Annotated in this window: 21 protein-coding genes and 1 tRNA gene; 15 read left to right on the top strand and 7 right to left on the bottom strand. The window is 54.5% G+C overall.

Features of this window, described 5'->3' with window-relative positions; genetic code table 11:
- Window positions 1-28 precede the first annotated feature (28 nt).
- Window positions 29-1,537 carry an ArnT family glycosyltransferase gene (locus tag PGR91_RS06815; RefSeq protein ID WP_182424243.1) on the top strand — a complete coding sequence of 503 codons (1,509 nt, stop codon included), beginning with the start codon at window positions 29-31 and terminating at the stop codon, window positions 1,535-1,537.
- Between the two features lie 344 nt (window positions 1,538-1,881).
- Here the strand turns inward: PGR91_RS06815 and PGR91_RS06810 are convergent.
- Window positions 1,882-1,954, bottom strand: a tRNA-Phe gene (locus PGR91_RS06810).
- Between the two features lie 127 nt (window positions 1,955-2,081).
- Here PGR91_RS06810 and PGR91_RS06805 point away from each other — a divergent pair.
- The 9 genes from PGR91_RS06805 (at window position 2,082) to PGR91_RS06765 (ending at window position 11,105) form a co-directional block, all read left to right on the top strand.
- Window positions 2,082-3,653: an NAD+ synthase gene (locus PGR91_RS06805; protein WP_118656630.1), complete on the top strand. Its 1,572-nt coding sequence runs from the start codon at window positions 2,082-2,084 to the stop codon at window positions 3,651-3,653.
- Between the two features lie 21 nt (window positions 3,654-3,674).
- Window positions 3,675-4,097, top strand: a complete 423-nt coding sequence (locus tag PGR91_RS06800; protein ID WP_182424242.1) for a SoxR reducing system RseC family protein — start codon at window positions 3,675-3,677, stop codon at window positions 4,095-4,097.
- Between the two features lie 82 nt (window positions 4,098-4,179).
- Window positions 4,180-5,040, top strand: a complete 861-nt coding sequence (locus tag PGR91_RS06795) for a Fe-S cluster domain-containing protein (protein ID WP_101570558.1) — start codon at window positions 4,180-4,182, stop codon at window positions 5,038-5,040.
- Window positions 5,041-5,054: 14 nt separating this feature from the next.
- Window positions 5,055-6,398: an electron transport complex subunit RsxC gene (gene rsxC, locus PGR91_RS06790; RefSeq protein ID WP_101570560.1), complete on the top strand. Its 1,344-nt coding sequence runs from the start codon at window positions 5,055-5,057 to the stop codon at window positions 6,396-6,398.
- Window positions 6,399-6,415: 17 nt separating this feature from the next.
- Entirely contained in the window at window positions 6,416-7,459 is a 1,044-nt protein-coding gene (locus PGR91_RS06785; RefSeq protein WP_055204264.1) for an RnfABCDGE type electron transport complex subunit D, read from the top strand.
- A gap of 6 nt (window positions 7,460-7,465) precedes the next feature.
- On the top strand, window positions 7,466-8,047 hold the full coding sequence (locus PGR91_RS06780; protein ID WP_055204262.1) for an RnfABCDGE type electron transport complex subunit G: 582 nt from the start codon (window positions 7,466-7,468) through the stop codon (window positions 8,045-8,047).
- A complete protein-coding gene (locus PGR91_RS06775) occupies window positions 8,040-8,627 on the top strand; it encodes an RnfABCDGE type electron transport complex subunit E (RefSeq protein ID WP_118457412.1) in 588 nt (195 codons plus the stop codon). The genes PGR91_RS06780 and PGR91_RS06775 overlap by 8 nt, the downstream gene beginning before the upstream one ends.
- A 2-nt stretch (window positions 8,628-8,629) precedes the next feature.
- Entirely contained in the window at window positions 8,630-9,205 is a 576-nt protein-coding gene (gene rsxA, locus PGR91_RS06770; protein ID WP_055204258.1) for an electron transport complex subunit RsxA, read from the top strand.
- 106 nt (window positions 9,206-9,311) lie between these two features.
- Entirely contained in the window at window positions 9,312-11,105 is a 1,794-nt protein-coding gene (locus tag PGR91_RS06765) for a hypothetical protein (protein ID WP_118457413.1), read from the top strand.
- 113 nt (window positions 11,106-11,218) lie between these two features.
- On the opposite strand, the gene purE is transcribed toward PGR91_RS06765, so the two are convergent.
- Window positions 11,219-11,731 (bottom strand): 5-(carboxyamino)imidazole ribonucleotide mutase, encoded by a 513-nt coding sequence (gene purE, locus PGR91_RS06760; protein ID WP_055204254.1) that lies wholly within the window; start codon window positions 11,729-11,731, stop codon window positions 11,219-11,221.
- 121 nt (window positions 11,732-11,852) lie between these two features.
- Here purE and hpt point away from each other — a divergent pair, with 121 nt between their 5' ends.
- Both hpt and PGR91_RS06750 read left to right on the top strand, forming a co-directional pair.
- On the top strand, window positions 11,853-12,401 hold the full coding sequence (gene hpt, locus PGR91_RS06755) for a hypoxanthine phosphoribosyltransferase (RefSeq protein WP_118656626.1): 549 nt from the start codon (window positions 11,853-11,855) through the stop codon (window positions 12,399-12,401).
- Window positions 12,394-13,023, top strand: a complete 630-nt coding sequence (locus PGR91_RS06750) for a 7-carboxy-7-deazaguanine synthase QueE (RefSeq protein ID WP_055204250.1) — start codon at window positions 12,394-12,396, stop codon at window positions 13,021-13,023. The genes hpt and PGR91_RS06750 overlap by 8 nt, the downstream gene beginning before the upstream one ends.
- A 102-nt stretch (window positions 13,024-13,125) precedes the next feature.
- On the opposite strand, the gene PGR91_RS06745 is transcribed toward PGR91_RS06750, so the two are convergent.
- From PGR91_RS06745 to thiL, 3 genes are all read right to left on the bottom strand, one after another.
- Complete coding sequence (locus tag PGR91_RS06745; protein WP_055204248.1) at window positions 13,126-13,410, bottom strand: FtsB family cell division protein; 285 nt, start codon at window positions 13,408-13,410, stop codon at window positions 13,126-13,128.
- Window positions 13,411-13,450: 40 nt separating this feature from the next.
- A complete protein-coding gene (thiD, locus tag PGR91_RS06740; protein ID WP_118656624.1) occupies window positions 13,451-14,254 on the bottom strand; it encodes a bifunctional hydroxymethylpyrimidine kinase/phosphomethylpyrimidine kinase in 804 nt (267 codons plus the stop codon).
- A gap of 165 nt (window positions 14,255-14,419) precedes the next feature.
- The gene (thiL, locus tag PGR91_RS06735) at window positions 14,420-15,370 is read right to left on the bottom strand and encodes a thiamine-phosphate kinase (protein ID WP_182424241.1); all 951 of its coding nucleotides are present in this window, start codon (window positions 15,368-15,370) and stop codon (window positions 14,420-14,422) included.
- Window positions 15,371-15,496: 126 nt separating this feature from the next.
- Here thiL and aroQ point away from each other — a divergent pair, with 126 nt between their 5' ends.
- Both aroQ and pyk read left to right on the top strand, forming a co-directional pair.
- Window positions 15,497-15,913 (top strand): type II 3-dehydroquinate dehydratase, encoded by a 417-nt coding sequence (gene aroQ / locus PGR91_RS06730; protein WP_118656622.1) that lies wholly within the window; start codon window positions 15,497-15,499, stop codon window positions 15,911-15,913.
- Between the two features lie 55 nt (window positions 15,914-15,968).
- Window positions 15,969-17,426: a pyruvate kinase gene (pyk, locus tag PGR91_RS06725; protein WP_101570572.1), complete on the top strand. Its 1,458-nt coding sequence runs from the start codon at window positions 15,969-15,971 to the stop codon at window positions 17,424-17,426.
- Window positions 17,427-17,587: 161 nt separating this feature from the next.
- Here the strand turns inward: pyk and PGR91_RS06720 are convergent, their stop codons facing one another.
- Window positions 17,588-19,036, bottom strand: a complete 1,449-nt coding sequence (locus tag PGR91_RS06720) for a tryptophanase (RefSeq protein WP_101570574.1) — start codon at window positions 19,034-19,036, stop codon at window positions 17,588-17,590.
- Between the two features lie 239 nt (window positions 19,037-19,275).
- Window positions 19,276-20,409 (bottom strand): aldose epimerase family protein, encoded by a 1,134-nt coding sequence (locus tag PGR91_RS06715; protein WP_118656620.1) that lies wholly within the window; start codon window positions 20,407-20,409, stop codon window positions 19,276-19,278.
- A 438-nt stretch (window positions 20,410-20,847) separates the two neighbouring features.
- On the opposite strand from PGR91_RS06715, the gene ccsA reads away from it, so the two are divergent.
- Window positions 20,848-23,190, top strand: a complete 2,343-nt coding sequence (gene ccsA / locus PGR91_RS06710) for a cytochrome c biogenesis protein CcsA (protein ID WP_101570578.1) — start codon at window positions 20,848-20,850, stop codon at window positions 23,188-23,190.
- Window position 23,191 lies beyond the last annotated feature (1 nt).

Genomic DNA, 23,191 nt, shown 5'->3' with positions numbered 1-23,191 from the left:
ACAAAAAATAAAAATGAGGAGTACGATTATGTTTTTTAGAAAGTATCCACCTGAATATACCGTAATAGCCGTTTTCATAGCGATCGGGCTCGTTCTTCAATTGACAGCTTTGTCCAATTCCGGATTTTTCAGCGACGAATTTCTACACATCGAAGCGGGAAGACACCCCGCCTGGGGCTATTCGGATTTTCCCCCGATGATCGCCGCGTTTGCCTGGATACAAAATCTGTTTAACACCGATTCCGTATTTATCAATCATCTATTCAACCTTGCGGCTTCCGCAATGGCGGTTCTGTTCTGCGGTTTGACGACAATCAAACTGGGAGGCAAATGGTTAGCCGTATTGGCCACCTTGTTATGCATCCTGTTATCTCCCGGAATAGCAGGAACCCGGTTTCTTTTTTTGCCCACCGCATTCGATCAGTTATTTTGGATTATTTGCATTTACTGTTCAGCGAGTTATTGCCAAAGTCAAAATGCCAGATACCTAATTTGGTTTTGCATATTCGGAGCATTGGGATTTTTGACAAAATACAGCATTGTTTTTCTGTTCGCAGGGATGCTTACTTCGTCGTTAATCTTTCGGAGAGATATTTTTCTGAAAAAGAGTTTATGGATCGGATTGCTAATATTCCTTGTGTTAATCACACCGAACCTCTGCTGGCAAATAAAAAATCAGTTTCCGGCGATCACTCATTTTTCCCAATTATACGACAGTCAGCTAAACCGACTTTCAATGGGCGGGGAATTAAAGAAGCTTTTTCTTTTTTCAAATCCCTTCACAATGATATTCTGGCTTCCCGGACTGTTCGCGATTCCGTTTATTTCCAAATTCAAACGATACAAATTAATTTCCTTTGCGTTATGCTGTTCGTTTGTTTTCTTGTTTTGCGCAAAAGGAAAATGGTATTATTTTTTCCCTGTCGTAATCGGAGCGATTCCGTTAGGCACGGTCTTTTTCGAGCGATTATTGCAGAAAAGAAAATGGATAATCTACGCATACCTCACCGTACTCGGATTAACAGGCGTTTACCTCTTGCCTCAAGGAATCCCTATTATCAAGCTCCAGAGATTTATCGAACTATACCATAAAAAACCAAACAAAGACGGTAAAATACCCCTTGCTTTTGATAATTATTATTCAACCGAAATATGGACCCGGATATTAAATGTCGTGAACAAAACGTATATAGAATTGCCTTCCGAAGAACAAGAGAAATGTTTTATTTTGGGGCGACATTATTCAATGGCGGGAGCGATGAACTTACTCGGGAAAAAATACGGGTTGCCCCAGGCTTTTTCACTTCACAGTTCATTTGAGTGGATGCCTGAATTTGACAAAGGAGCGGTCATCATTGCAATCGGCGAGTCAAACTGGCTCGAACAACACTGGGGCGAATATTTTAAATATGTTAAAGAAATCGGTATTGTCGAAAACAAGTATGCAAGTAAAGAAAGCGAATATAATTATCGCATCTTTTTATGTAAAGGATTGAAATATAACTCAGTCGAATTTAAGCGGTTTATTGAAAATTAACAGCCGAATTCTACGAAGTATCGAATATGAGGCGAACCTGACGATGTATGAACCGATCGTGTATTACGCAGTGATAATCCGCAAATCATTTTTGAAAAGTACCGAACCGCATTGGATAATTATCCGATACGTTTGGACTTCGATACGCCCAACCGTACCGTATTTTGGGTGTATTCCAATAACATCATTCTGCACAGGTCGAAAGACCGACTTGAAAAATATATTTGTTTGAAAAACAAATAATTAGTATATTTGTATGTTAAGTTTGATTGATTCGTTAGAGATTAGGAATTTACAAAAAAAAGACAGTCACAAATTTTCATTGCAACTGCCTGATTTTAAAGTGGTGCCACCACGAATCGAACGAGGGACACAAGGATTTTCAGTCCTTTGCTCTACCAACTGAGCTATGGCACCGGTTTATCGTTTGACGGGTGCAAAGATAGAGATAAAATTTAATAAAACAATAGGCAAGTTAAATTTTACTTCTGGACTAAAAGTTTTATCTTTGCGTCATCTACTAAAACTAAAGGCCACAAACGTAATGAAAATAGCTCTCGCCCAGTTAAACTATACAATCGGCGATTTCGATTCAAACCGAAAAAAAATCGTAGAGTGTATCGATTCGGCGAAATCCCAATCCGCGCAACTGATCGTTTTTGCGGAACAGGCCATCAGCGGCGCACCCGCATATGACCTGTTAAACAAAGTTTCGTTTCTGGATCTCTGCGAAGAAACGCTCCGCGACATCGCATCCCACTGCGAAAACATATCGGTGCTGATCGGTCTGCCGGTACAGTGTTCGAACAAGACCATCAGCGTAGCGGCTCTGATCGAGAACAAAAAAATCAAACGTTACATCGGTAAAAAAACGATTCGTTCGCGGGACGAATCGAGCTACCTGTCTCCTTCCAAAGGTTGCGAATACATAAAAATCGCCGGCAAAAAAGTCGCCGTCGTCGTGGGGGAGGACATCCATACGGAACAAGAATACGGCGAATATGCCGACTTGATCATCAACCTGTGCAACAGCCCGTACTCGCGCGGAATTATCGAGAAAAGATACGATTTTTACCGGCAGTTGGCTTTTATGACCGGCAAAAGCATCGTTTTCGTCAACAACGTCGGCGCGCAAACCGACATCGTTTACGACGGTTCGTCGGGGATCATCAACAGCCGAGGAGAAGCCGTTACGCTGTTGAAAAGTTTTTCGGAGGATTTTCGAATCATCGAACTGGACGCCGACCACGAACCGGTGCGGTTGCCCGAGCAGAATAAAACCGTCAACGTATACCATGCGATCAAACTGGGATTGCAGGATTATTTCGCCAAAAACGGATTTAAAACCGCATGTTTGGGGCTTTCGGGAGGTATTGATTCGGCGGTCGTCGTATCGCTGGCCGCCGAGGCGCTCGGCCCCGAGAACGTGCGGGTACTGCTGATGCCCTCCCAGTTTTCATCGGATCATTCGGTCGAGGACGCGCGGGCGCTGGCCGAAAACCTCGGTATCGAATACCAGGTCGTCCCGATCAACGAAACGTTCGCGGCGCTTACTACGACGCTCGGCCCCGTTTTCGGGGAACTTCCGTTCGATGTGACCGAGGAAAACATGCAATCGCGCATCCGGGGCATGATGATGATGGCGATATCCAATAAATTCGGGAATATCCTGCTGGCGACCTCCAATAAAAGCGAGATCGCAGTCGGTTACGGAACCTTGTACGGCGATACGGTAGGAGCCCTGAGCATCATCGGCGACCTGTACAAAAGCGAAGTTTACGACCTGGCGCGTTACATCAACCGCGACCGGCAGATCATCCCGGTCAGCACGATCGTCAAGGCTCCTTCGGCGGAGCTCCGGCTCGAACAGAAAGATTCCGATTCGCTGCCGCCTTACGATATTCTGGACGCGATCCTGTACCGCATGATCGAAGAGGGACAGAGCCGCGAAGAGATCATCAACGCCGGATTCAACGAGAAAGACGTCTACAAGGTATACAACCTGGTTCTGAAAAGCGAATTCAAACGCTACCAGTCGTGTCCGACGCTGCGGTTGTCGACCTGTACGTTACGCATCAACCGTCGGCTTCCGCTAACCAACAAATACGGTTATTAATCGATCCGGGGAGAAAACGACGTGAACGGGATTATCACACATCCGGCAAAAGTTACGAAGGTCACGGGCGCAACGGTCGAAGTGAAGATTCTGGCCGAAAGCGCATGTGCGTCCTGTCGGGTCAGGAACAAATGCGGAATGGGGGAGAGCCGCGAAAAGTTACTGGTCGTCGAAACCCCCGAAGCCCCTTTTTTCGAAGAGTGGGAAGCTGTCGAAGTACACACCGATCAGGTAATGGGCTTGAAAGCCGTCTTTTTCGCTTACATGCTTCCTTTCCTGCTGGTATTGACCGCTCTGTTGATCCTTTTGCAAACCGGTTCCCGCGAAGTCGTGGCAGGAACGGTTTCGCTTTGCATACTCGGAATATATTACCTGGTTTTGTACCTGTTCAGGTCGAAACTGTCGAAAGAGATTGTTTTTAAAATAAAAAAGCTGAACACTTAACCGACGAAGGCCGCCGTCCGAAGGCGACTCCCGTTCGCCTCGGGGCGGACGCTGTCGGTTGTGTAGATATAATTGATTGTTTATGATAAGCGGAGTTCTGGGATCTACGATCCTGACATTATGCGTCATCGGAGTAATAGCCGCCGTAGTTCTTTATTTTGTGGCGCAAAAATTCAAAGTTCACGAAGACCCGAGAATCGATGCCGTCGAAGGTATGCTGCCGGGAGCCAATTGCGGCGGATGCGGCTATCCGGGTTGTCGGGGCCTGGCCGACGCGCTGGTCAAAAACGACGATATTTCGTCGCTCTATTGCACGGCCGGCGGAGCCGACACGATGCAAAAAATCGCAGAGTATCTGGGCAAAGCCGTTGCCGAACAGGAACCGATGGTCGCCGTGGTGCGTTGCAGCGGCTCGTGCGACAAACGCCCGCATACGAACGTTTACAACGGAGCGCCGTCGTGCGCCGTCGAAGCGGCGCTGTACGGCGGAGAAACGGGATGCGCGTACGGATGCCTGGGCAACGGGGACTGTGTGGCGGCCTGTCAGTTCGGGGCCATCGTCGTCAACCCGGAAACGGGCCTGCCCGAAGTGGACGAAACCAAGTGTACGGCCTGCGGCGCCTGCGTAAAAGCCTGTCCGAGGAACATCATCGAACTGCGTAAAAAAGGAGTCAAAGGACGCCGCATTTACGTCGGTTGCGTGAACCGCGACAAAGGGGCCGTCTCACGGAAAGTATGCGCCGTGTCGTGTATCGGCTGCGGCAAGTGCGTCAGGACCTGCCCGTTCGAAGCCATTACCCTGGAAAACAATCTTGCCTACATCGATGCCGAAAAGTGCCGACTGTGCCGCAAATGCGTCGCAGAATGCCCGACCGGAGGAATTAGAGAAATCAATTTCCCGCCCCGGAAAACAGCGGCCGACAATCCGACAACACAAGCTTAAAAAAGGAGTCTGACATGTTAAAAGGATTCAGCAAAGGCGGTATTCACACGCCGGAATATAAAATCAGCAAAGCCGAGGCAATCGCCGATTTCCCGCTGCCGGAAATCGCCGTCGTGCCGTTGTCGCAACATATCGGCGCCCCGGCGGCGGCCTGCGTCAAAAAAGGAGACGCGGTGCGGGTCGGCCAGGTGATCGGCACGGCCGCAGGATTCGTCTCGTCGAACATTCACGCTCCGGTATCGGGTACGGTAGTGGCCGTCGATGCAACTCCGGATACGGGCGGCATTCGCCGTCCCTCGATCTCGATCCGCGCCGAAGGCGATGTTTGGATCGACACGATCGACCGCAGCGACCGCCTGGTAAAAACGTGCGATCTTTCTAAAGAAGAGATCTTCAAAAAAATCACCGAAGCCGGTCTGGTCGGCATGGGGGGAGCTACGTTCCCGACCCATGTCAAGCTGGCCGTTCCGGCCGGCAAAACGGCAGAAATGCTGATCGTCAACGGCGTCGAATGCGAACCGTTCCTGACGGCCGACCACCGGCTGATGCTCGAAAAAGGAGCCGAAATACTGGTGGGAGTCGATATTCTCGCAAAAGCGCTCGGCACGCAAAAAGCCTATATCGGAATCGAAAACAACAAGCCGGACGCGATCGAACGTCTAACGCAACTGGCCGTCGAATATCCGCACATCGAAATCGTACCGCTGCGGGTGCGCTATCCGCAGGGAGGCGAAAAACAGCTGATCGAAGCGATCACCGGCCGCGAGGTACCGTCCGGCGGGCTTCCGATCGACGTCGGAGCCGTCGTACAGAACGTGGGCACCGCATTCGCCGTTTACGAAGCGGTACAGAAAAACAAGCCGCTGATCGAACGGATCGTCACCGTGACCGGCCGCTGCCTGGCTCGGCCGTCGAACCTGCGGGTCAGGATCGGCACCCCGATCGCCTCGCTGATCGAATATTGCGGCGGTTTTCCGGAAGACGCAGGCAAAGTGGTCGGCGGAGGGCCGATGATGGGCCGCGCCATCGCTAATCTGGACGCTCCGGTCACCAAAGGTACCTCGGGCATCCTGCTGATCCGCGAAAAAGGAGCCGTACGCAAAATGCCGCAACGGTGTATCAAATGCGCCAAATGCGTCAGCATCTGCACAATGGGGCTCGAACCGTACCTGATGAGCAAGTTGGCAAAAATGGGACGGTTCGACGAACTGGAGGCCGCGCACGTAACCGACTGCATCGAGTGCGGCTCGTGCTCGTACACCTGCCCGGCTATGCTGCCGCTGCTGGATTATATTCGCCTGGGCAAGACGGAAGTCGCCAAACGCGTCCGGGCACGCAAAACACAGGAGAAAAAATAAAACCGAACTGAAAATAAATGGATAAAAAATTAGTCGTATCCCCTTCTCCGCATATCCACGGGGCATTTTCGACCAAACGCCTGATGGGGGACGTGCTGATCGCGCTGATCCCCGCCTTCATCGTATCGGTCATCGTCTACGGTGTCGACGCGCTGGTCGTAACCGGAGTATCCGTCGCCGCCTGCGTCGCATTCGAATATCTGATTCAGAAATACCTGCTAAAAGGCGATTGTACGATCGGCAACTATTCGGCCGTCGTCACCGGCGTGCTGCTCGGCTTCAACCTACCCAGTACGCTACCCGTCTGGATGATCGTCATTGGCGCGCTGGTAGCGATCGGCGTCGGCAAAATGTCGTTCGGCGGCCTGGGCTGCAACCCGTTCAACCCGGCATTGGTCGGACGGGTGTTCCTGTTGATCTCGTTCCCGGTGCAAATGACAGGCTTCGTCACGCCGGCACACGTAGATTCGCTGTCCGGAGCCACGACGACGCAAGTGGAAATCAATGCCGAAACCGCCACCGACGCCGTTTCCGGACCTACGCTGCTGGGATATGTAAAAGAGGCGCTGGCCGGAGGCTCGACCACTGCCGACATCGCCGAAAAACTGTCGTACAACGACATGCTGCTCGGCTTCAAATCCGGATCGGTCGGCGAAATCGCGGCGCTGGCGCTGCTGCTCGGCTTCTTCTACCTGCTGTGCCGGAAAGTAATCACCTGGCATACGCCGGTAGCCGTGCTCGGATCGATGGCGCTGTTCGGCGGAATCCTGTGGGCGGCCGACCCGTCGCACTACATGAATCCGTTGTTCCACATCCTGACCGGAGGAGCGATGCTCGGAGCTGTTTTTATGGCCACCGATTACGTCACCTCTCCGATGACGCACAAAGGGATGTTGCTGTACGGAGCCGGCATCGGAATCATCACGATGCTGATCCGCACCTGGGGTTCCTATCCGGAAGGCATGTCGTTCGCGATCCTGATTATGAACGCGGTCGTGCCGCTGATCAACAAATACGTAAAACCGAAACGCTTCGGAGTCGTTTCCGCCAAAACCCGTTAAAGCCGTATGGAAAGTTCATTGAAAAATATGGTCGTCACGCTGCTGGTCATCACGCTGGTGTCGGCCTCAGCCGTAGGGTTTGTCTATAAAATCACCGCCGAGCCGATCGCTCGCGCCAAGGCTGCCAAAATCACGGCAGCGATCGCGCTGGTGTTGCCGACTTTCGACAACGATCCCGGAGCGGCCAAAACGGTGCAAACGATAGACGGGAAAGAAGTCGTCGTCTACACCGCCACGCAGGGGCAGGATACGGTAGGATATGCCGTCGAAACCTTCACGAACACAGGTTTCGGCGGAGAAATCAAACTAATGGTCGGCTTCCTGAAGGACGGCACGATCAACCGCGTTGAAACGCTTTCGCACAACGAAACGCCCGGTCTGGGCAACAAAATCGAACGCAGCAAATCCGACTTTGCCGTGCAGTTCGAAGGCAAAAATCCGGCAGACTTCAAACTGGCGGTGCGCAAGGACGGCGGGGATGTCGACGCCATCACCGCTTCGACGATCTCTTCGCGCGCCTTCAGCGACGCCGTGAGTCGGGCTTACGAAGTTTACAAATCGATCCAAAACAGCGGAAACCATGAATAAACTGCAAATCCTGACCAAAGGTCTGATAAAGGAAAACCCGACGTTTGTGCTGTTGCTGGGAATGTGTCCGACCCTCGGCACCACCACCTCGGCGATCAACGGGCTGGGCATGGGCGTGGCGACCCTGTTCGTACTGACCTGCTCGAACGTCGCCATTTCGTTGATCAAGAACCTGATCCCTGACAAGGTGCGCATTCCGGCGTTTATCGTCGTAATCGCTTCGTTCGTCACCGTCGTGCAACTCTGCATGGAAGCCTACGTACCCGATCTTTACGCGACACTCGGCGTATTCATCCCGCTGATCGTCGTCAACTGCATCATCCTGGGACGCGCCGAAGCGTTCGCTTCGAAAAACAACGTCGCGGACTCGGCGCTGGACGGAATCGGCATCGGACTCGGCTTCACGCTGTCGCTAACTCTGCTGGGAGCCGTCCGCGAAGCGCTCGGCAACGGCTCGGTGTTCGGCCTGAAATTCATCCAGGGAGACGGAATACTGCTGTTCATCCTCGCCCCGGGAGCCTTCATGGTACTGGCCTACCTGATGGCCATTTTCAAAAAGCTAACGGCTAAAACGAAATAGTCATGGAATACTTCATCATTATCATCAGTTCGATCTTCGTCAACAACGTCGTACTGTCGCAGTTTCTCGGGATCTGCCCGTTCCTGGGCGTATCCAACCGGGTCGGCACGTCGTTGGGCATGGGCGCCGCCGTTACGTTCGTGATGGCCATTTCGTCGATCGTCGCCTACCTGATCCAGTACTACGTGCTCGTCCCGCTCGGCATCCAGTATATGCAGACCATCGTTTTTATTCTGGTAATCGCCGCGCTGGTACAGATGGTCGAGATCATCCTGAAAAAAGTAAGCCCGGCGCTCTACCAGGCGCTCGGCATCTTCCTGCCGCTGATCACGACGAACTGCGCCGTCCTGGGGATCGCCATCCTGCTGGTACAAAAGGAATACAATCTCGGCGAATCCGTCGTTTTCGCGACCGCGACGGCCATCGGCTTTTCGCTGGCGCTGGTGCTTTTTGCCGGACTCCGCGAACGGCTCGAACTGGAAGACGTCCCGGCCGGCATGAAGGGAATGCCGATCGCGCTGCTCACGGCGAGCATTCTGGCAATGGCTTTCATGGGATTCTCGGGACTGGTGCGGTAACCGACCGATCCGGATAAAATACGGGGGCGGGGAAAGAAAATCTTTCCGTCCCCGTATTTTTTTCATCGAATTTACGTTAACTTTAAGGGTTAAGACCGTCGATGTAATGAACGTTAGGATTGCCGTCATATGCGTTACCGTGCTGGTTCTGTCGCTCCGAGCGCAGGGCCGCCCGGACGTTGGCCGGCCTTCCAAGGATACGCTGCCGGCTCGGGAGAAAAAAACAGGACGTTTCTCCCGCCTGCTTTACCAGACAATCTCCGTAACCCCGCGCGACAAGGAAGCCGAAATGCGCGCCGCCAAAGCCGATCAGGAATATTTCGAACAATTCGCCGGGAAGAAGATCGGCGATATCCGGATCGTCCGCGAGAACGTCTTCAATCCCCATTCGAAAGTATGGGGCGAACGCAAGACGAACGCCATGCACCGGATCACGCAGGAGAGCAAGATTCGCCGCGACCTGTTTATCAAACCGGGCGACCGCTTCGATCCGCTACTGGTCACCAACAACCGCCAACTGATCCGCTCTCGCAGCTACATCGCCGACGCAAACATCCGCGTAATCCCCGCGACGCCGGACTCGTCGGTCGTAGACCTGATCGTCACGACCCGCGATCGCTGGACGATCGGCATCGACCTGAATTCGCAAAGCGACGGGAACACCTATTTCGAACTCTACGACGACAACATTCTGGGGTGGGGGAACAAGCTGAGCGTCAAGACCTATTTCAATTGGAAAAACTGGAGCTACGGCGGCAACCTGTTCGAATACGAGAACCCGAATATCCTGGGCAGCTTCGTCGAAGGGCGCATCATCGCCGGCAAAGGATTCAACTACTCCGACTACGGAGCTGAATTCAAAAAAGAGTTCATCCGACCGTCGGACTACACGCTCGGAGGATACGGCTACTACCGCCGGGAACCGATCGACATCGACCCGTTGGATTCGACGATCAACACCTCCCTGGCCAAATGGGGCGTATGGGGCGGTAAATCCTTTTACATAAAAAACCTGAAAAGCAGTTTCTTTATCACGGCGCATTACAATACGGTGCTTCACCGGGAACGGCCGGAAGTATCGCAGTCGCTGAATCCCTATTTCCACAACGAGAACCTCGTGCTGTTCAACACCGGTTTCTACAAAGAGCAGTTCCGTACCTCCAGCCTGATCTACGGGTACGGAGTCAACGAGGATATCCCTTACGGCTACCAGTTCTCGCTGACGGGTGGCCCTTCGTGGGGCGAGTTCGGCAACCGGTGGTACCTGGGCGGCAAGTTCAGCGCCGGTAACTTCACGTCGTTCGGCTACCTGCGGTGGAGTTTCGCCCTCGGCAGCTACCTGAACAACCGCGACGGGCGGTTTTACCGCACCGCCCTGGTATCGAATCTGAACTGGTTTTCGAACCTGATGGGCAAAGGAAGATACCGCGTCCGCCAGTTCATCGACGTGAACCTGACCCGCGGATGGAACCGAATGGACGGATACCGCGAATCGTTCGGATTCGAAGACAATGCCGAACTGCGCGGACTCGGAGAGGAAATTTACGGCAACAACCGGCTCGTGGTCAATTCCGAAACCGTCGTATTTACCCCATGGCACCTGTACCAGTTTCGTTTCGCGTTGTACGGATTCGCCGACCTCGGCATTCTCGGCTACAACGGCAATCTGTTTAAAAACGGATTCTACTCGACCATCGGCATCGGCGTACGCATCAAAAACGAACACCTGATTTTCCGAACGATCAACATCCGGCTCGGTTTCGCCGTAGGACGAACCGGCCTGCTGAACGCCAATTACTTCCATATCAATACCGAGGACAAGCGGCAACCGATCCGGTACCGGCCGCAAAAAGCGACCGTCACCGATTACGAGGACAATACCTGGTACGGCTGGGATTAATCCGGGACGACCGGTACGCGAAAAAGACGGCAGGCATCCCGATAAAAATACGTTACCGGACTTTCGCCCGGTAACGTATTTTGAACGAAACAAACGCCTTCCGGCGGCGACTCCTAATTCGTCTTGAACGGACGCTTGATCTGAGCGAGCTCCCGATTCGCCTTGCCGATCTTCTGGGCCAACTCGCTTTTGAAAGCGACGAATTTCCGCATCAGCTCCTCGTCGCCCGCAGCCAGGATCTGAACGGCCAGGATCGCGCCGTTGCGGGCCCCGTCCAGCGCCATCGTAGCGACCGGTATCCCGGCAGGCATCTGCAAAATGGAAAGGATGCTGTCCCAGCCGTCGATCGAATTGGACGACTTGATCGGAATCCCGATCACCGGCAGCGGGGTAGTGGCGGCGATCACGCCCGGAAGATGGGCCGCTCCGCCGGCGCCGGCGATAATTACTTTCACGCCGCGGGTATGGGCGTTCTTCGCAAATTCGGCCACCATTTCGGGAACGCGGTGGGCCGACAGCGCATTGATTTCATAAGGAACTTCCATCTGGTCGAGAAACTCGGCAGCGGCCTCCATGATCTTCAGATCCGACGTGCTGCCCATGATGATGCTGACTTTCGGTGTCATTTTATCACGCTTTTTAAATTATTTTTGATTCGCTTCATTATCTTTGCAAAGATAAACAACAAACCTCCGGATCACAGCAACCGGACGTTATTTTTTTCCGTTACCGATCAAAACGAAACAGATGGACACGATACGGCTTCACGACAAGACATTCCGGCGTTCGATCTCCTGCGAACAACTGCAAAAGGCCATCGCGGAGGTGGCCGCACGCATCAACAGCGACTACCGGGAAAAACGAACGCCGCTGTTCGTCGGCGTGCTCAACGGATCGTTCATGTTCATGGGCGAACTGCTGCGTCACATCTCGTTCGACTGCGAAGTCTCGTTCGTCAAAATAGCCTCGTACAGCGGAACCGCAACCACCGGCCGCGTCAGGGAGCTCATCGGCCTCTCGCAGGATATTCGGAGCAGGCACGTCATCCTCGTCGAAGACATCGTCGACACCGGAGCCAGCATCGAATACATGACCGGCGTGCTGAAAAAGCAGGGACCGGCCGACATCGCCGTCGCGACGCTGCTTTTCAAACCGGAATGCTACCGGAAACAAATGCCGCCGAAGTACTACGCGCTGTCTATTCCGGACAAGTTCATCGTTGGTTTCGGGCTCGACTACGACCAACTGGGACGCAACTACAAAGACATTTATGAAATCGCCGACGACCATGAATAACCACGACGACCTGTTCTGCGGCGGACGAAAACTGCCGCTCGTCGAAGATTTTTACACCGTTCAGGGAGAAGGTTTCCATACCGGAAAACCGGCCTATTTTATCCGACTGGGCGGATGCGACGTCGGATGCCGGTGGTGCGACGCGAAAATGACGTGGAATCCCCGGCTTTTCCCGCCCGTGGAAGTCGATTCGATCGTCGAACGCGCCTGCTCTTTCCCGGCGCAGGCGATCGTCATTACCGGCGGCGAACCGTCGCTGTATCCGCTGGATTACTTGACCGAACAACTCGCGGCCCGCGGACTCAAAATATTTCTCGAAACCTCCGGAGCGCATCCGCTGAGCGGCCGGTTCGACTGGATCTGCCTGTCGCCCAAGAAACAGCAACCTCCGGTCGACAGCGTATTCGCCTGCGCCAGCGAACTGAAAATCATCATCGAAACGCCCGACGATTTCCGGTGGGCCGAACAGAACGCCGCGAAAGTAACGCCGGAGTGTATGCTCTACCTGCAACCCGAATGGAGCCGTTACGACCGGATGATCGCCGAGATCGTCGAATACGCCAAAGCGCATCCGCGCTGGAACATCTCCGTGCAGACCCACAAATACATGCGGATACCCTGACCCGACTCCGGATGGAAAAACAGCAAAGGGGCTGCAAAATTCGGATCTCGCAGCCCCCTTGTCGGCATATTGTTTTAGGCCCATGCGACAGGAACCTAAGAATCACCGTACCAGATAGATCGTCTCCTCTTTACGTTTCATCAGATAATGCTCGCGGGCGTACTGCTCCAGGTAACGGTCGTTTTTCAGGTTCTCGAGCACCGTACTGTCCTCAGCGATCTTCTGCCGGTAATAGGTTTCCTGCACTTCCAGCGCATTGATTTTCTGTTTCAGCCGCCACGCTTCGATCAGGTTGTTTTTGTCGAACACGACGATCAGCAGGCCGAACACCACGATGCTGATCAGCCACAGACGCCTGTCTTTAAAAAATTTACCGACAAATTCCACGCGCGCAATTTTTTGTAAAAATAGTTATTCCTCCGGAAATCTACTCCCAAAAACGATAAAAATGGTGTACGGGCCCGTGTCCGTTTCCGAGCCGATACTCCCGGCCGCGGACAATCGCCTCGTGGATATAGTTTTCCGCACACAGCACCGCCTCTTCGAGCGGATAGTCCTGCGCCAGGAAAGCGGCGACGGCCGACGACAGCGTGCATCCGGTGCCGTGCGTATTCGGCGTGTCGGTTCGCGGGTAACGGAAGGTATGGCAACCGTTGCCGTCGAAAAGGTATTCGGTCAGTTCCGCCCCGTCCAGATGTCCGGCTTTCAGCAGCACGGCCCCGGCTCCCATATCGCGAAGCGCGGCGGCGGCGGCGGGAAAATCGGCCTCGGAACGGATCGGCATCCCCGTAATGTATTCGGCTTCCGGAACATTCGGCGTCACCAGCGTCGCCAACGGAAAAATATGCCGACGGATCGCCTGCGCAGCGGCTTCGCTGATCAGACGGTCGCCCGAGGTAGCCACCATCACCGGATCCATCACCACGCTGCGCACCCGGTATTTTTTCAGCGATTCCGCGATCGGAACGATCATTTCGTCAGTCGGCAACATGCCGAGTTTTACGGCGTCGGCGCCGATATCCTCCAACACCGCCGCGATCTGTCCGGCGACCACTTCCGCCGGAACGACATGAAAACCCCGTACGCCTACGGTATTCTGAACGGTTACGGCCGTGATCGCCGTCATCGCATAGCAGCCGCAGGCCGATATGGCCTTGATATCGGCCTGAATACCGGCCCCCCCTCCGCTGTCGGAGCCGGCTATCGAAAGTACTTTTTTGTATTTTTTCATTCTGCAAATTTATGAAAAACCCCGCGGATTCGCCTCCGTCACCGTCCCGAAATGTAACCGAATTTCTCAAGGTCTTCCCATTCCCGCACCCGGAAAGTCCGTCCGTCGCGGATCAGATACAACCGACCGCCGACACCCAGGACGTCGCGCGGTACCGGCGATCGGTCAAAAATGACGAAATCCCTTCCACTGCGGTCGGACGACCTCCCCGTTGTCCGACCAGATTATATCCGGAGCTCCGGATCGTATCCGACCGATCCCGTACAACGGCTTCCCGAAATGCCGGACGTACTCCGCCGCAATCCGGTCGGCGGCTTCGGCTCCGACGGTCAGCAGCAACTGGTAATCTTCGCCGCCCGTAACGGCCAGCTCGACGGTCGTACGGGTCGGTATCCGCTCGATGGAAATCTCGGCGCCGGTCTCCGACTCTTCCAGAATATGAGACAGGTCGGAAGCGAGTCCGTCCGAAATATCCATCATCGCATGCACTTCCGGTTGGTTCCCCAGCCAGATCCCTTCGTTGACGCACGGATGCGGATCGTGGTGCACGGCGATGAACGGCGAGTCGTATACGCCCGACCGAATATCGAGCAATCCTTGAGCCGAATCTCCTAAATACCCTGTCACATAGACTATATCGTTTTCTCTGGCTCCGCTCCGATATTTGACTTTCGCACGGGCGATACGCCCGATGGCCGTCACGTTGATCGCAATTCGATCCTGCGAAGAGGTGGTATCCCCGCCCAGCAGCGGAACCCCGAACTCTTCCGACAGGCTACGGTAACCGTCGGTAAAACGGTCGGCCCAACCGGCGGAGACATCCCCCGGAAGAGCGATCGATAAAAACGATGCGATCGGAACGGCGCCCATCGAAGCGACGTCGCTGAGATTTACGGCAAGCGATTTGCGTCCCAGCAGGTAAGGAGGAATCACCGCACGCAAAAAATGAACGTCTTCGATCAACATATCGGTCGTAACGACCAACGCTTCTCCGTCTCCACACGGGATTACGGCGCAGTCGTCCCCGATTCCGAGACTTTCCCCGGAAGGGACGCCCCGAAACTTTTCGCGGATACCCGCAATCCAACCGAACTCGCCCAATTCTCGCAATTCCATCCGTCTGCGCTTGTTATCAATTCGTTAAATTATTACAAAAATATGCTAAATATTCAAATTACCGTTGTATTTTTGTACCGAATTTGAGAAAATGTTTTTGATCCTATCCGTAAAATTTTTATCCCGATGAAGTTACTGATTATTAACGGCCCGAACCTGAACCTGCTGGGACAACGCGAAAAGGGTATCTACGGAGAACAAACCTTCGAATCTTACCTGGACGAACTGAAAAAACGGTTTCCGGACATCACGCTCGACTATTACCAATCCAACATCGAAGGAGAACTGGTCGACAAGTTGCACACAGCGCAGGACGCCTACGACGGGGTCGTAATGAACGCCGGAGCCTACACCCACACGTCGATCGCCATCGCCGACGCCATCGGAGGAATCCGCATCCCGGTCGTCGAGGTGCACATTTCCTGCATCCTCGCCCGCGAAGAGTTCCGCCACGTTTCGCTGATCGCCCCCAAATGCAAAGGATCGGTGATGGGTTTCGGACTCGACTCTTACCGGCTGGGGATACTCGGCTTCCTGAATTAACGGTCCCCGACGATTCGTTTTCAATATAAAACCAGATTATTTAAGACACCTACTCATGGACAAAAAGACAAAGATCATAGCCACCATCTCGGACAAACATTGCGAACCGGAATTTATCAGAGCCCTGTACGAAGCCGGCATGAACGCCGCGCGGATCAACTCGGCCCACCTGACGCCCGAAGGGGCCACGACGATTGTCGAGAACGTGCGGAAAGTGTCGGAACAGATCGCTATCATCATCGATACGAAAGGGCCCGAGATCCGGATCACGGGCATGGCTCCGGGATTCGAAGCGGGTATTCCCGTTTCGACCGGCGACATCGTCCGGCTCAGGGGCACGTCGGAAGACCTGCCGTCGAACAACGAACTGATCTATCTGAACGACGGGCACATCTCCCGGGACGTGCCGGCCGGCTCGGTAATCCTGGTCGACGACGGGGAACTGGAACTGTACGTCCGAGAAAAGCGCGGCGACGAACTGGTCTGCGAAGTGCGCAACGGGGGAGTCATCTACGGTCGTAAAAGCGTAAACATCCCCGGCGTGGCCATCGACTTGCCATCGGTCACCGAACGCGACGCGCGGTTCATCAACTGGGCCATCGACATGGACGTAGATTTCATCGCCCACTCGTTCGTCCGCAAAAAAGAGGACGTGCTGGCCGTCAAGGAGTTGATCAAAAGACGCAACAGTTCGATCAAGATCATCTCCAAAATCGAAAACAAAGAAGGGGTCGACAACATCGACGAAATCCTGGACGAGACCTACGGAATCATGGTCGCCCGCGGCGACCTGGGCGTCGAAATTCCGGCCGAACAGATTCCCGTCGCCCAACGCCTGCTGGTCAGCAAGTGCATCGAAAGTAAAAAACCGGTCATCATTGCGACCCAGATGCTGCATACGATGATCACACACCCGCGTCCAACGCGCGCCGAGATCAGCGACGTGGCCAATGCCATTTACCAGCGCGTGGACGCCGTGATGCTGAGCGGTGAAACAGCCAACGGTCAGTACCCGGTCGAAGCGGTGAAGACGATGGCCCGCGTGGCCCGCGAGATCGAAAAGGATACGGCGCAGAACAGTCCGAACTACGACATGAACCTGGTGCGCATCAACAACGAAATCACCGCGCAGCTTTCGCGTTCGGCCGTGCGCGCCTGCATCAACTTACCGATCCGGGCCATCATCATCGACACGCTTTCGGGACGCACGGGACGTTACCTGGCCGCCTTCCGCGGCGAGAAACCGGTGTACGCCGTCTGCTACCGCAAGAGCGTGATGCGGCAGCTCGGAATCTCCTACGGCATCCACGCCATGTACCGCGAACCGACCATCAACCACGAAAGTTTCCTACTCGGCGTGCTGTACTACCTGGAAGACCGGAAATGGCTTTGTAAGGAGGATATGATCGTCGTGATCGGCGGAAGTTTCGGGGCCGCCAAAGGCGCGTCGTTCCTCGAAATAGGAAACGTTCTAAACTTGGAGCACAAAGCGCTGAATGCACAGAATCTTTAAAGCAAACAAATCTTTCGAGGGAATCTGGCACAAACTCACCTGGATAAAACTCAACTAACAATCAAAAACGAAAACGGAAGGGAACGTTTCCCTTCCGTTTTCGTTTATAAACTTTTCGCCGGAATCCCCGACACCGGCCAAAAGCGAATGACTTCTTATCGCTAAAGGCTTTCGCCGAAATCCTTGCGGAATTTAATCATCAGTTTTTCGGGCCAGTCGCTGGTCGGTTCGAGTCCTCCCATGAAGAAACGCAGTACGGGCGGTTCGTAAACGAACTTCAGGCCGCCGATCATGTCGCGGTTTTCATACAACCAGGCCAGGCGGTCGATCACGTACTTGACCTGCGACAGCGTGAACACGCGGCGCGGCACGGCCAGACGCAACAGTTCCACGTCGGCCAGGATCTCGTCGCCGTTCTCGTCCCGGACGCTCGATATGGTCCCCCGTTCCATTCCGCGGATACCCGAAATCAGGTAAAACGCGGCTGCCAGCGCGCCGGCGGGGTATTCGGTCTGCGGAATGTGCGGACAGAAAGCCATCGCATCCACGTGGGCTCCCAACACGCCCGGAGGGGTCACTACCGGAATACCGAGCTTGTCGAGCGATTCGACTAGGTATTTGATAAACGACGGACTCTGGCTGATCATCGTCTCGTCGAGCGTCTCGCGCAAACCGACGGCCATCGCCTCGATCTCGCGCACCGAAATACCGCCGTAAGTCAGGAATCCTTCGAACAACGGAATCAGCGCCTCCATCTTACCGTACAAATCCTTGCGATTAGTACAGATGCCGCCGCCGCGCGACGAACTGAGCTTGCGGGCCGAGAAGTAAACCAGGTCGGCCAAACCGGTCATCATCTTGATGATATCGGCCATCGAATTTTCCTTCCACTGCTCCTCGCGCTGCTGGATCAGGTAAGCGTTTTCACCGAGCAGACTGGCATCCAGCACCAGCATGATGCCGTATTTGTCCGCAACGCGGCGAACGTCCATCAGGTTGCTCATCGAGAACGGCTGACCGCCGATCAGGTTCGTGGAAGCTTCCATCCGGATGAACGGAATTTTATCGACGCCGTGCTTTTGGATGCAGGCTTCGAGTTTTTCGATATCCATGTTCCCTTTGAACGGATGGTCGGAATGAAGCACCAGCGCATGATCGTGCAGCAATTCCTCGATCTTTCCTCCGTTTTCGAGCACATGCGCCAGCACGGTCGTAAAATGGTAGTTGGTCGGGATAATGTCGCCCTTCTTAATAAAAGCCCGGCAAATGACGTTCTCGGCCGCACGGCCCTGGTGAACCGGCAGCAGGTATTTTTTACCCAATACGTCTTCGACCGCCTTTTGAAGTTTGATAAAACTCTGCGAACCGGCATACGCATCGTCGGCCTGCAACATAGAGGCCACCTGATTGTCGCTCATCGCATTGGTTCCGCTGTCGGTCAGCATGTCCAGATATACATCCAGCGTACTCAGACGGAACGTATTGAAACCGGCCTCTTTGATCGCGTCCAGGCGGCGTTCGATCGGAACCAGGTGGAGTTTCTGTACCACGCGCACTTTGTGCAATTCCAAGGGAATGTCTTCCCCCAAATAAAATTTTACTTGGCTCATCGTTTATATAATTTTGGTTAGATTTTTACGGGATACAAAATTAACGTTTTTGCCGGGAAATAAAAATCCATTTTCATATTCTGTTATAAAACGATCAATATTCCGACCATCCGTTTTCACCGAACAGCGATTCATTCCGTCCGAAAGCTGTCTCCGACAAGCACGGCGACCGGAATCCGTAAAAACGCGGAGGGAACCGGCGTTTTGCCGGTTCCCTCCGCAGGATGATCATCGAACAACTACCTCGCCGAAAAACCGTAAACGGTCGTTTGGCGATAAGTTTCGCCCGGGCGAAGCACGGCCGACGGAAAATCCGGATGATTCGGCGCGTCCGGATAATTCTGGGCTTCCAAAGCGAATGCGGAACGATAGAACGGAGCCGTCTCGTCCTGCTGCACGCGCGATTTCCCGGTAAAGAACTGAATGCCGGGAGTGTCGGTCAGCACAGTCATTACGATACCGGTCGAAGGCTCGTAGACCTCGGCTGCCTCGACCACGTCGGGCGACGAACGGCGGATCACGTAATTGTGGTCGTAACCGTCGCGGTAATTAAACGCGCTGTCAGGGCCCAGCACCCGTTCGCCGATCGTCGTCGGGGTACGGAAATCGAGGGCCGAACCGTCCAGCGAAGCGATCTCGCCGGTCGGAATCAGCGTCGAATCGGTCGGCGTGTACCGGTCAGCGTTGATCGTTACCCGATGGGAGTTCACGCTGGTCTTATGATCGCCGCCATGCAGGTTGAAATAGGCGTGGTTGGTCAGGTTCAGCACCGTCGGAGCGTCGGTCGTAGCCGTATAGTCGATCCGGAGCTGATTATCCACGGTCACGGTATAAACCACTTTCGTAGTCAGCGTACCCGGAAAATTCTCTTCTCCGTCCGGAGAAACATAGATCAGTTCGAGCGCCTGTTCGCCGGCATCGTTGGTAAAGGTGCGGGCGTCCCACACTTTTTTACTGAAACCGACGATCCCCCCGTGCAACGTATTCGGGCCGTTGTTGATAGCCAACGAATACTCTTTGCCGTCGAGCGTGAATTTCCCGTTGGCGATCCGGTTCGCATAACGCCCGGTGATGGCTCCGGCAAACGTATTTTCCGGCACGAAATAATCGGCCAGCTTCGGGTACCCCAGCACGACGTCCTTGAAAGCGCCGTCTTTGGCCGGAACCCATACGTCCACGATAATCCCGCCGTAATTGGTGATCTGCGCTGCCATTCCGTTGGCATTCTTCAGCGTATAGAGCGACACCGCCTTACCGTCGATCGTCGAGTCGAAATCGGCCGCCGAGTAGAGCGCCGGCTCTCCCGGCTGCGTCTTTTTACAACAGGACACAGCGCCCAGCAGCGCCATGCACAAAGGAAAAATCTTCTTCATTCCGTAATAATTTTAAAAGTTAATGATCGGAGCGTGATTCGGTTGCTAAAGTAATAATAATTCGCAGAACCTGCAACGTTACCGATAACGCCGGCCGCTCCGAAGCTTGTTTATATCGGATTTTTTGCCGAGTTTTGTTTAGCCGACTTCCGACCGCTCCGATGAACAAACTGACAATCCTTATTTTCGCCTGCATCCTTTCACTGCCGGCCCTTGCACAAACGGCCGGCTGGCCGGAAACCGGCAACCGAACGCGTCCCGGGACGAACGGTCCCGCAGGGACTCAACGGCGCGGTAAAATTGATCCCGGCCCGGATCGACGCCGCATCCGATCCTTAATATCTGAAAGTTACATCTATTTTAACAAATTAATGCGAGCGACCGGCCGTTTTTTGTTTCCGGGAATGTATCTTTGTACAGTATCTGTTTCCCGGACTTATGAACCTGTTGAACGACATCCGCATCCTGCTGACACGGTGGAGCACCGCTTTCGTACTACTCGGGGTCTTGGCCGTCGCGATGGCCGGAGCCACGCTGATCGAGGCCGGAATGAACCTGCAGGCGGCCCGCGGCATCATTTACAACGCCTGGTGGTTCGACCTGCTGCTATTACTGCTCTGCGTGAATTTTATGCTGATCGGCCGGAGGCTGAACCTCTGGAGCCGGCGGCGGAGGGGAGCGTTATTGCTGCATTACGGATTCGTCGTCATCCTCGCCGGAGCTTTTATCACGCACATGTGGGGCGAAGAAGGCTACATGCACATCCGCGAGGGAGAAACCGCCCGGCGGATGATGACTCCCGACCGCAAAGTGCAGACGTTGCCGTTTTCGGTTACGCTGAACCGGTTCACACTTCATCGCTACCACGGTTCGCAAAGCCCGTCTTCGTATGAAAGCGACGTGACGATCCGCTACCGGGACGATGTCTCGCACCGGAAAATCTACATGAACAACATCGCGCGGGTAGGGGGATACCGCCTTTACCAATCGTCCTACGACCCGGACGAACAGGGCACGATTCTGTCGGTGAACCACGATCCGGTCGGCACGGCCGTTTCTTACGCCGGCTATTTTCTGCTGATCGCCGGACTGATAGTCGCCTTGTGCCAGAAAGGCTCCCGTTTCAGAACGCTTTACGCGAAATTGGGAAAAGCGACGCTGGTCGTTCTGTTCGCCGGCTCGTCCGTCGTAGCCGTCGCCGCAGCCCGCCCCGCCACTCCCGGCGGCATCGCGCCCGAAACCGCCGAACGGTTCGGACGATTGCTATTGCAATCTTCCGACGGACGCATCGAACCGGTGGACAGTTACGCTTCGGAGATTCTCCGCAAGCTGTATCACCGCGACAGCTACGGAAATCTGAATGCCAACCAGGTGCTGGCCGGCATCCTGACCGACCGGCAGACATGGGGCCGCGAACCGATCCTTTACATCGGACAGAATCCTCTTCCGGAAGAAGCGTGTTTTCCGGACAAATACGTATCGTTCGATGCGATGTTCGACGATCGGGGCGATTACCGGCTGAAGAAACAGGTGGAAACCATTTACGCCAAACCGCCCGCGCACCGCACGAAGCCGGAACAAACGCTGCTGAAACTGGACGAAAAGGTCAATATCCTGTACGCCCTGCTGAACGGGCAGATGTTCCCGATCTTCCCGGTCGCCGGATCGCAGCGGTGGATATCGCCGGGCGACGACCGGACGGAAGCCGACACGGTTCTGACACCGAGGCTGTTCGCGGCATTCCGCAACGCGCTGACCCAAACCGACCCGCAGGCCGCCGGACGGGCGCTCGACGCCATCCGGCAATACCAGCAAGCACGGACGCCGTCGCTGCAACCGCTGCGGATCGAAGCCGAAATCCTGTACAACCGGGCGGATATTTTCCGGATTTCGTTCCGGGCCTACCTGATCCTCGGGGGAATCCTGCTCGTAACGGCCCTACGGGGGATGTTCGGAAAGAACAAACGCCGAGCGACGCTCGCCGCCCGGGTCGTTTCGATCGCCATATTCATCGTTTTCGCACTGCATACGTTCGGACTGGGACTGCGCAGCTACATCAGCGGCCACGCCCCCTGGACGAACGCTTACGAATCGATGGTCTACGTCGCTTGGGCAACCGTACTGTCGGGAATCGTTTTCGCCCGCCGGTCGAAACTGGCCCTCGCGCTGGCCGCGCTGCTCGGCGGGGTCGTCCTGTTCGTATCGAACCTGAACTGGCTCGACCCGCAGATCACCCCGCTGGTACCGGTGCTGAAATCCTACTGGTTGATGATCCACGTGTCGGTCATTACCGCCAGCTACGGTTTTTTCGGTATCTGCGCGGCCTGCGGCATCGCTTCGCTGATCGCCACGATCGCAGGAAAGAACCTCGCGGAACTGAGGATCATCAACGAAATGGCGATGCTCGTCGGGCTGGTGCTGCTGACCACCGGCATCTTTTTCGGCGCCGTCTGGGCCAACGAGTCCTGGGGCCGTTACTGGGGCTGGGACCCGAAGGAGACCTGGGCGCTGATCACGATGATCGTTTACGCGGTCACGACGCACCTGCATTTTATTCCGCGGCTGAATACGAACCCGCTGGTCTTCGACGTTATGTCGGTGGTCGGTTTTTCGACGGTGCTGATGACTTTCTTCGGTGTAAATTATTACCTGTCGGGATTGCACTCCTACGGAAAGAGCGAAGGCTTTTCGCCGGAAATCGTACTGGCTGCGGGAGCAGGGGTGCTCGTGCTGGTCGCCGTTGCTGCCGTCCGTTATCATAAAAACAAAAAAACAAGCTGAT

This window comes from Candidatus Alistipes pullistercoris (assembly GCF_027665465.1).
Lineage (GTDB): Bacteria > Bacteroidota > Bacteroidia > Bacteroidales > Rikenellaceae > Alistipes_A > Alistipes_A hominis.
This window is presented reverse-complemented; position numbering and strand designations above follow the sequence as displayed.

Excerpts from the sequence above, each read along its gene's own strand:
- PGR91_RS06775 (WP_118457412.1), top strand. The coding sequence starts at position 8,040 with ATGAATAAACTGCAAATCCTGACCAAAGGTCTGATAAAGGAAAACCCG.
- PGR91_RS06780 (WP_055204262.1), top strand. The coding sequence starts at position 7,466 with ATGGAAAGTTCATTGAAAAATATGGTCGTCACGCTGCTGGTCATCACG.
- PGR91_RS06785 (WP_055204264.1), top strand. The coding sequence starts at position 6,416 with ATGGATAAAAAATTAGTCGTATCCCCTTCTCCGCATATCCACGGGGCA.
- PGR91_RS06720 (WP_101570574.1), bottom strand. The coding sequence starts at position 19,036 with ATGAGCCAAGTAAAATTTTATTTGGGGGAAGACATTCCCTTGGAATTG.
- PGR91_RS06765 (WP_118457413.1), top strand. The coding sequence starts at position 9,312 with ATGAACGTTAGGATTGCCGTCATATGCGTTACCGTGCTGGTTCTGTCG.
- rsxA (WP_055204258.1), top strand. The coding sequence starts at position 8,630 with ATGGAATACTTCATCATTATCATCAGTTCGATCTTCGTCAACAACGTC.
- pyk (WP_101570572.1), top strand. The coding sequence starts at position 15,969 with ATGGACAAAAAGACAAAGATCATAGCCACCATCTCGGACAAACATTGC.
- thiL (WP_182424241.1), bottom strand. The coding sequence starts at position 15,370 with ATGGAATTGCGAGAATTGGGCGAGTTCGGTTGGATTGCGGGTATCCGC.
- purE (WP_055204254.1), bottom strand. The coding sequence starts at position 11,731 with ATGACACCGAAAGTCAGCATCATCATGGGCAGCACGTCGGATCTGAAG.
- PGR91_RS06750 (WP_055204250.1), top strand. The coding sequence starts at position 12,394 with ATGAATAACCACGACGACCTGTTCTGCGGCGGACGAAAACTGCCGCTC.
- PGR91_RS06815 (WP_182424243.1), top strand. The coding sequence starts at position 29 with ATGTTTTTTAGAAAGTATCCACCTGAATATACCGTAATAGCCGTTTTC.
- PGR91_RS06795 (WP_101570558.1), top strand. The coding sequence starts at position 4,180 with ATGATAAGCGGAGTTCTGGGATCTACGATCCTGACATTATGCGTCATC.
- aroQ (WP_118656622.1), top strand. The coding sequence starts at position 15,497 with ATGAAGTTACTGATTATTAACGGCCCGAACCTGAACCTGCTGGGACAA.
- rsxC (WP_101570560.1), top strand. The coding sequence starts at position 5,055 with ATGTTAAAAGGATTCAGCAAAGGCGGTATTCACACGCCGGAATATAAA.
- thiD (WP_118656624.1), bottom strand. The coding sequence starts at position 14,254 with ATGAAAAAATACAAAAAAGTACTTTCGATAGCCGGCTCCGACAGCGGA.
- PGR91_RS06715 (WP_118656620.1), bottom strand. The coding sequence starts at position 20,409 with ATGAAGAAGATTTTTCCTTTGTGCATGGCGCTGCTGGGCGCTGTGTCC.
- hpt (WP_118656626.1), top strand. The coding sequence starts at position 11,853 with ATGGACACGATACGGCTTCACGACAAGACATTCCGGCGTTCGATCTCC.
- ccsA (WP_101570578.1), top strand. The coding sequence starts at position 20,848 with ATGAACCTGTTGAACGACATCCGCATCCTGCTGACACGGTGGAGCACC.
- PGR91_RS06805 (WP_118656630.1), top strand. The coding sequence starts at position 2,082 with ATGAAAATAGCTCTCGCCCAGTTAAACTATACAATCGGCGATTTCGAT.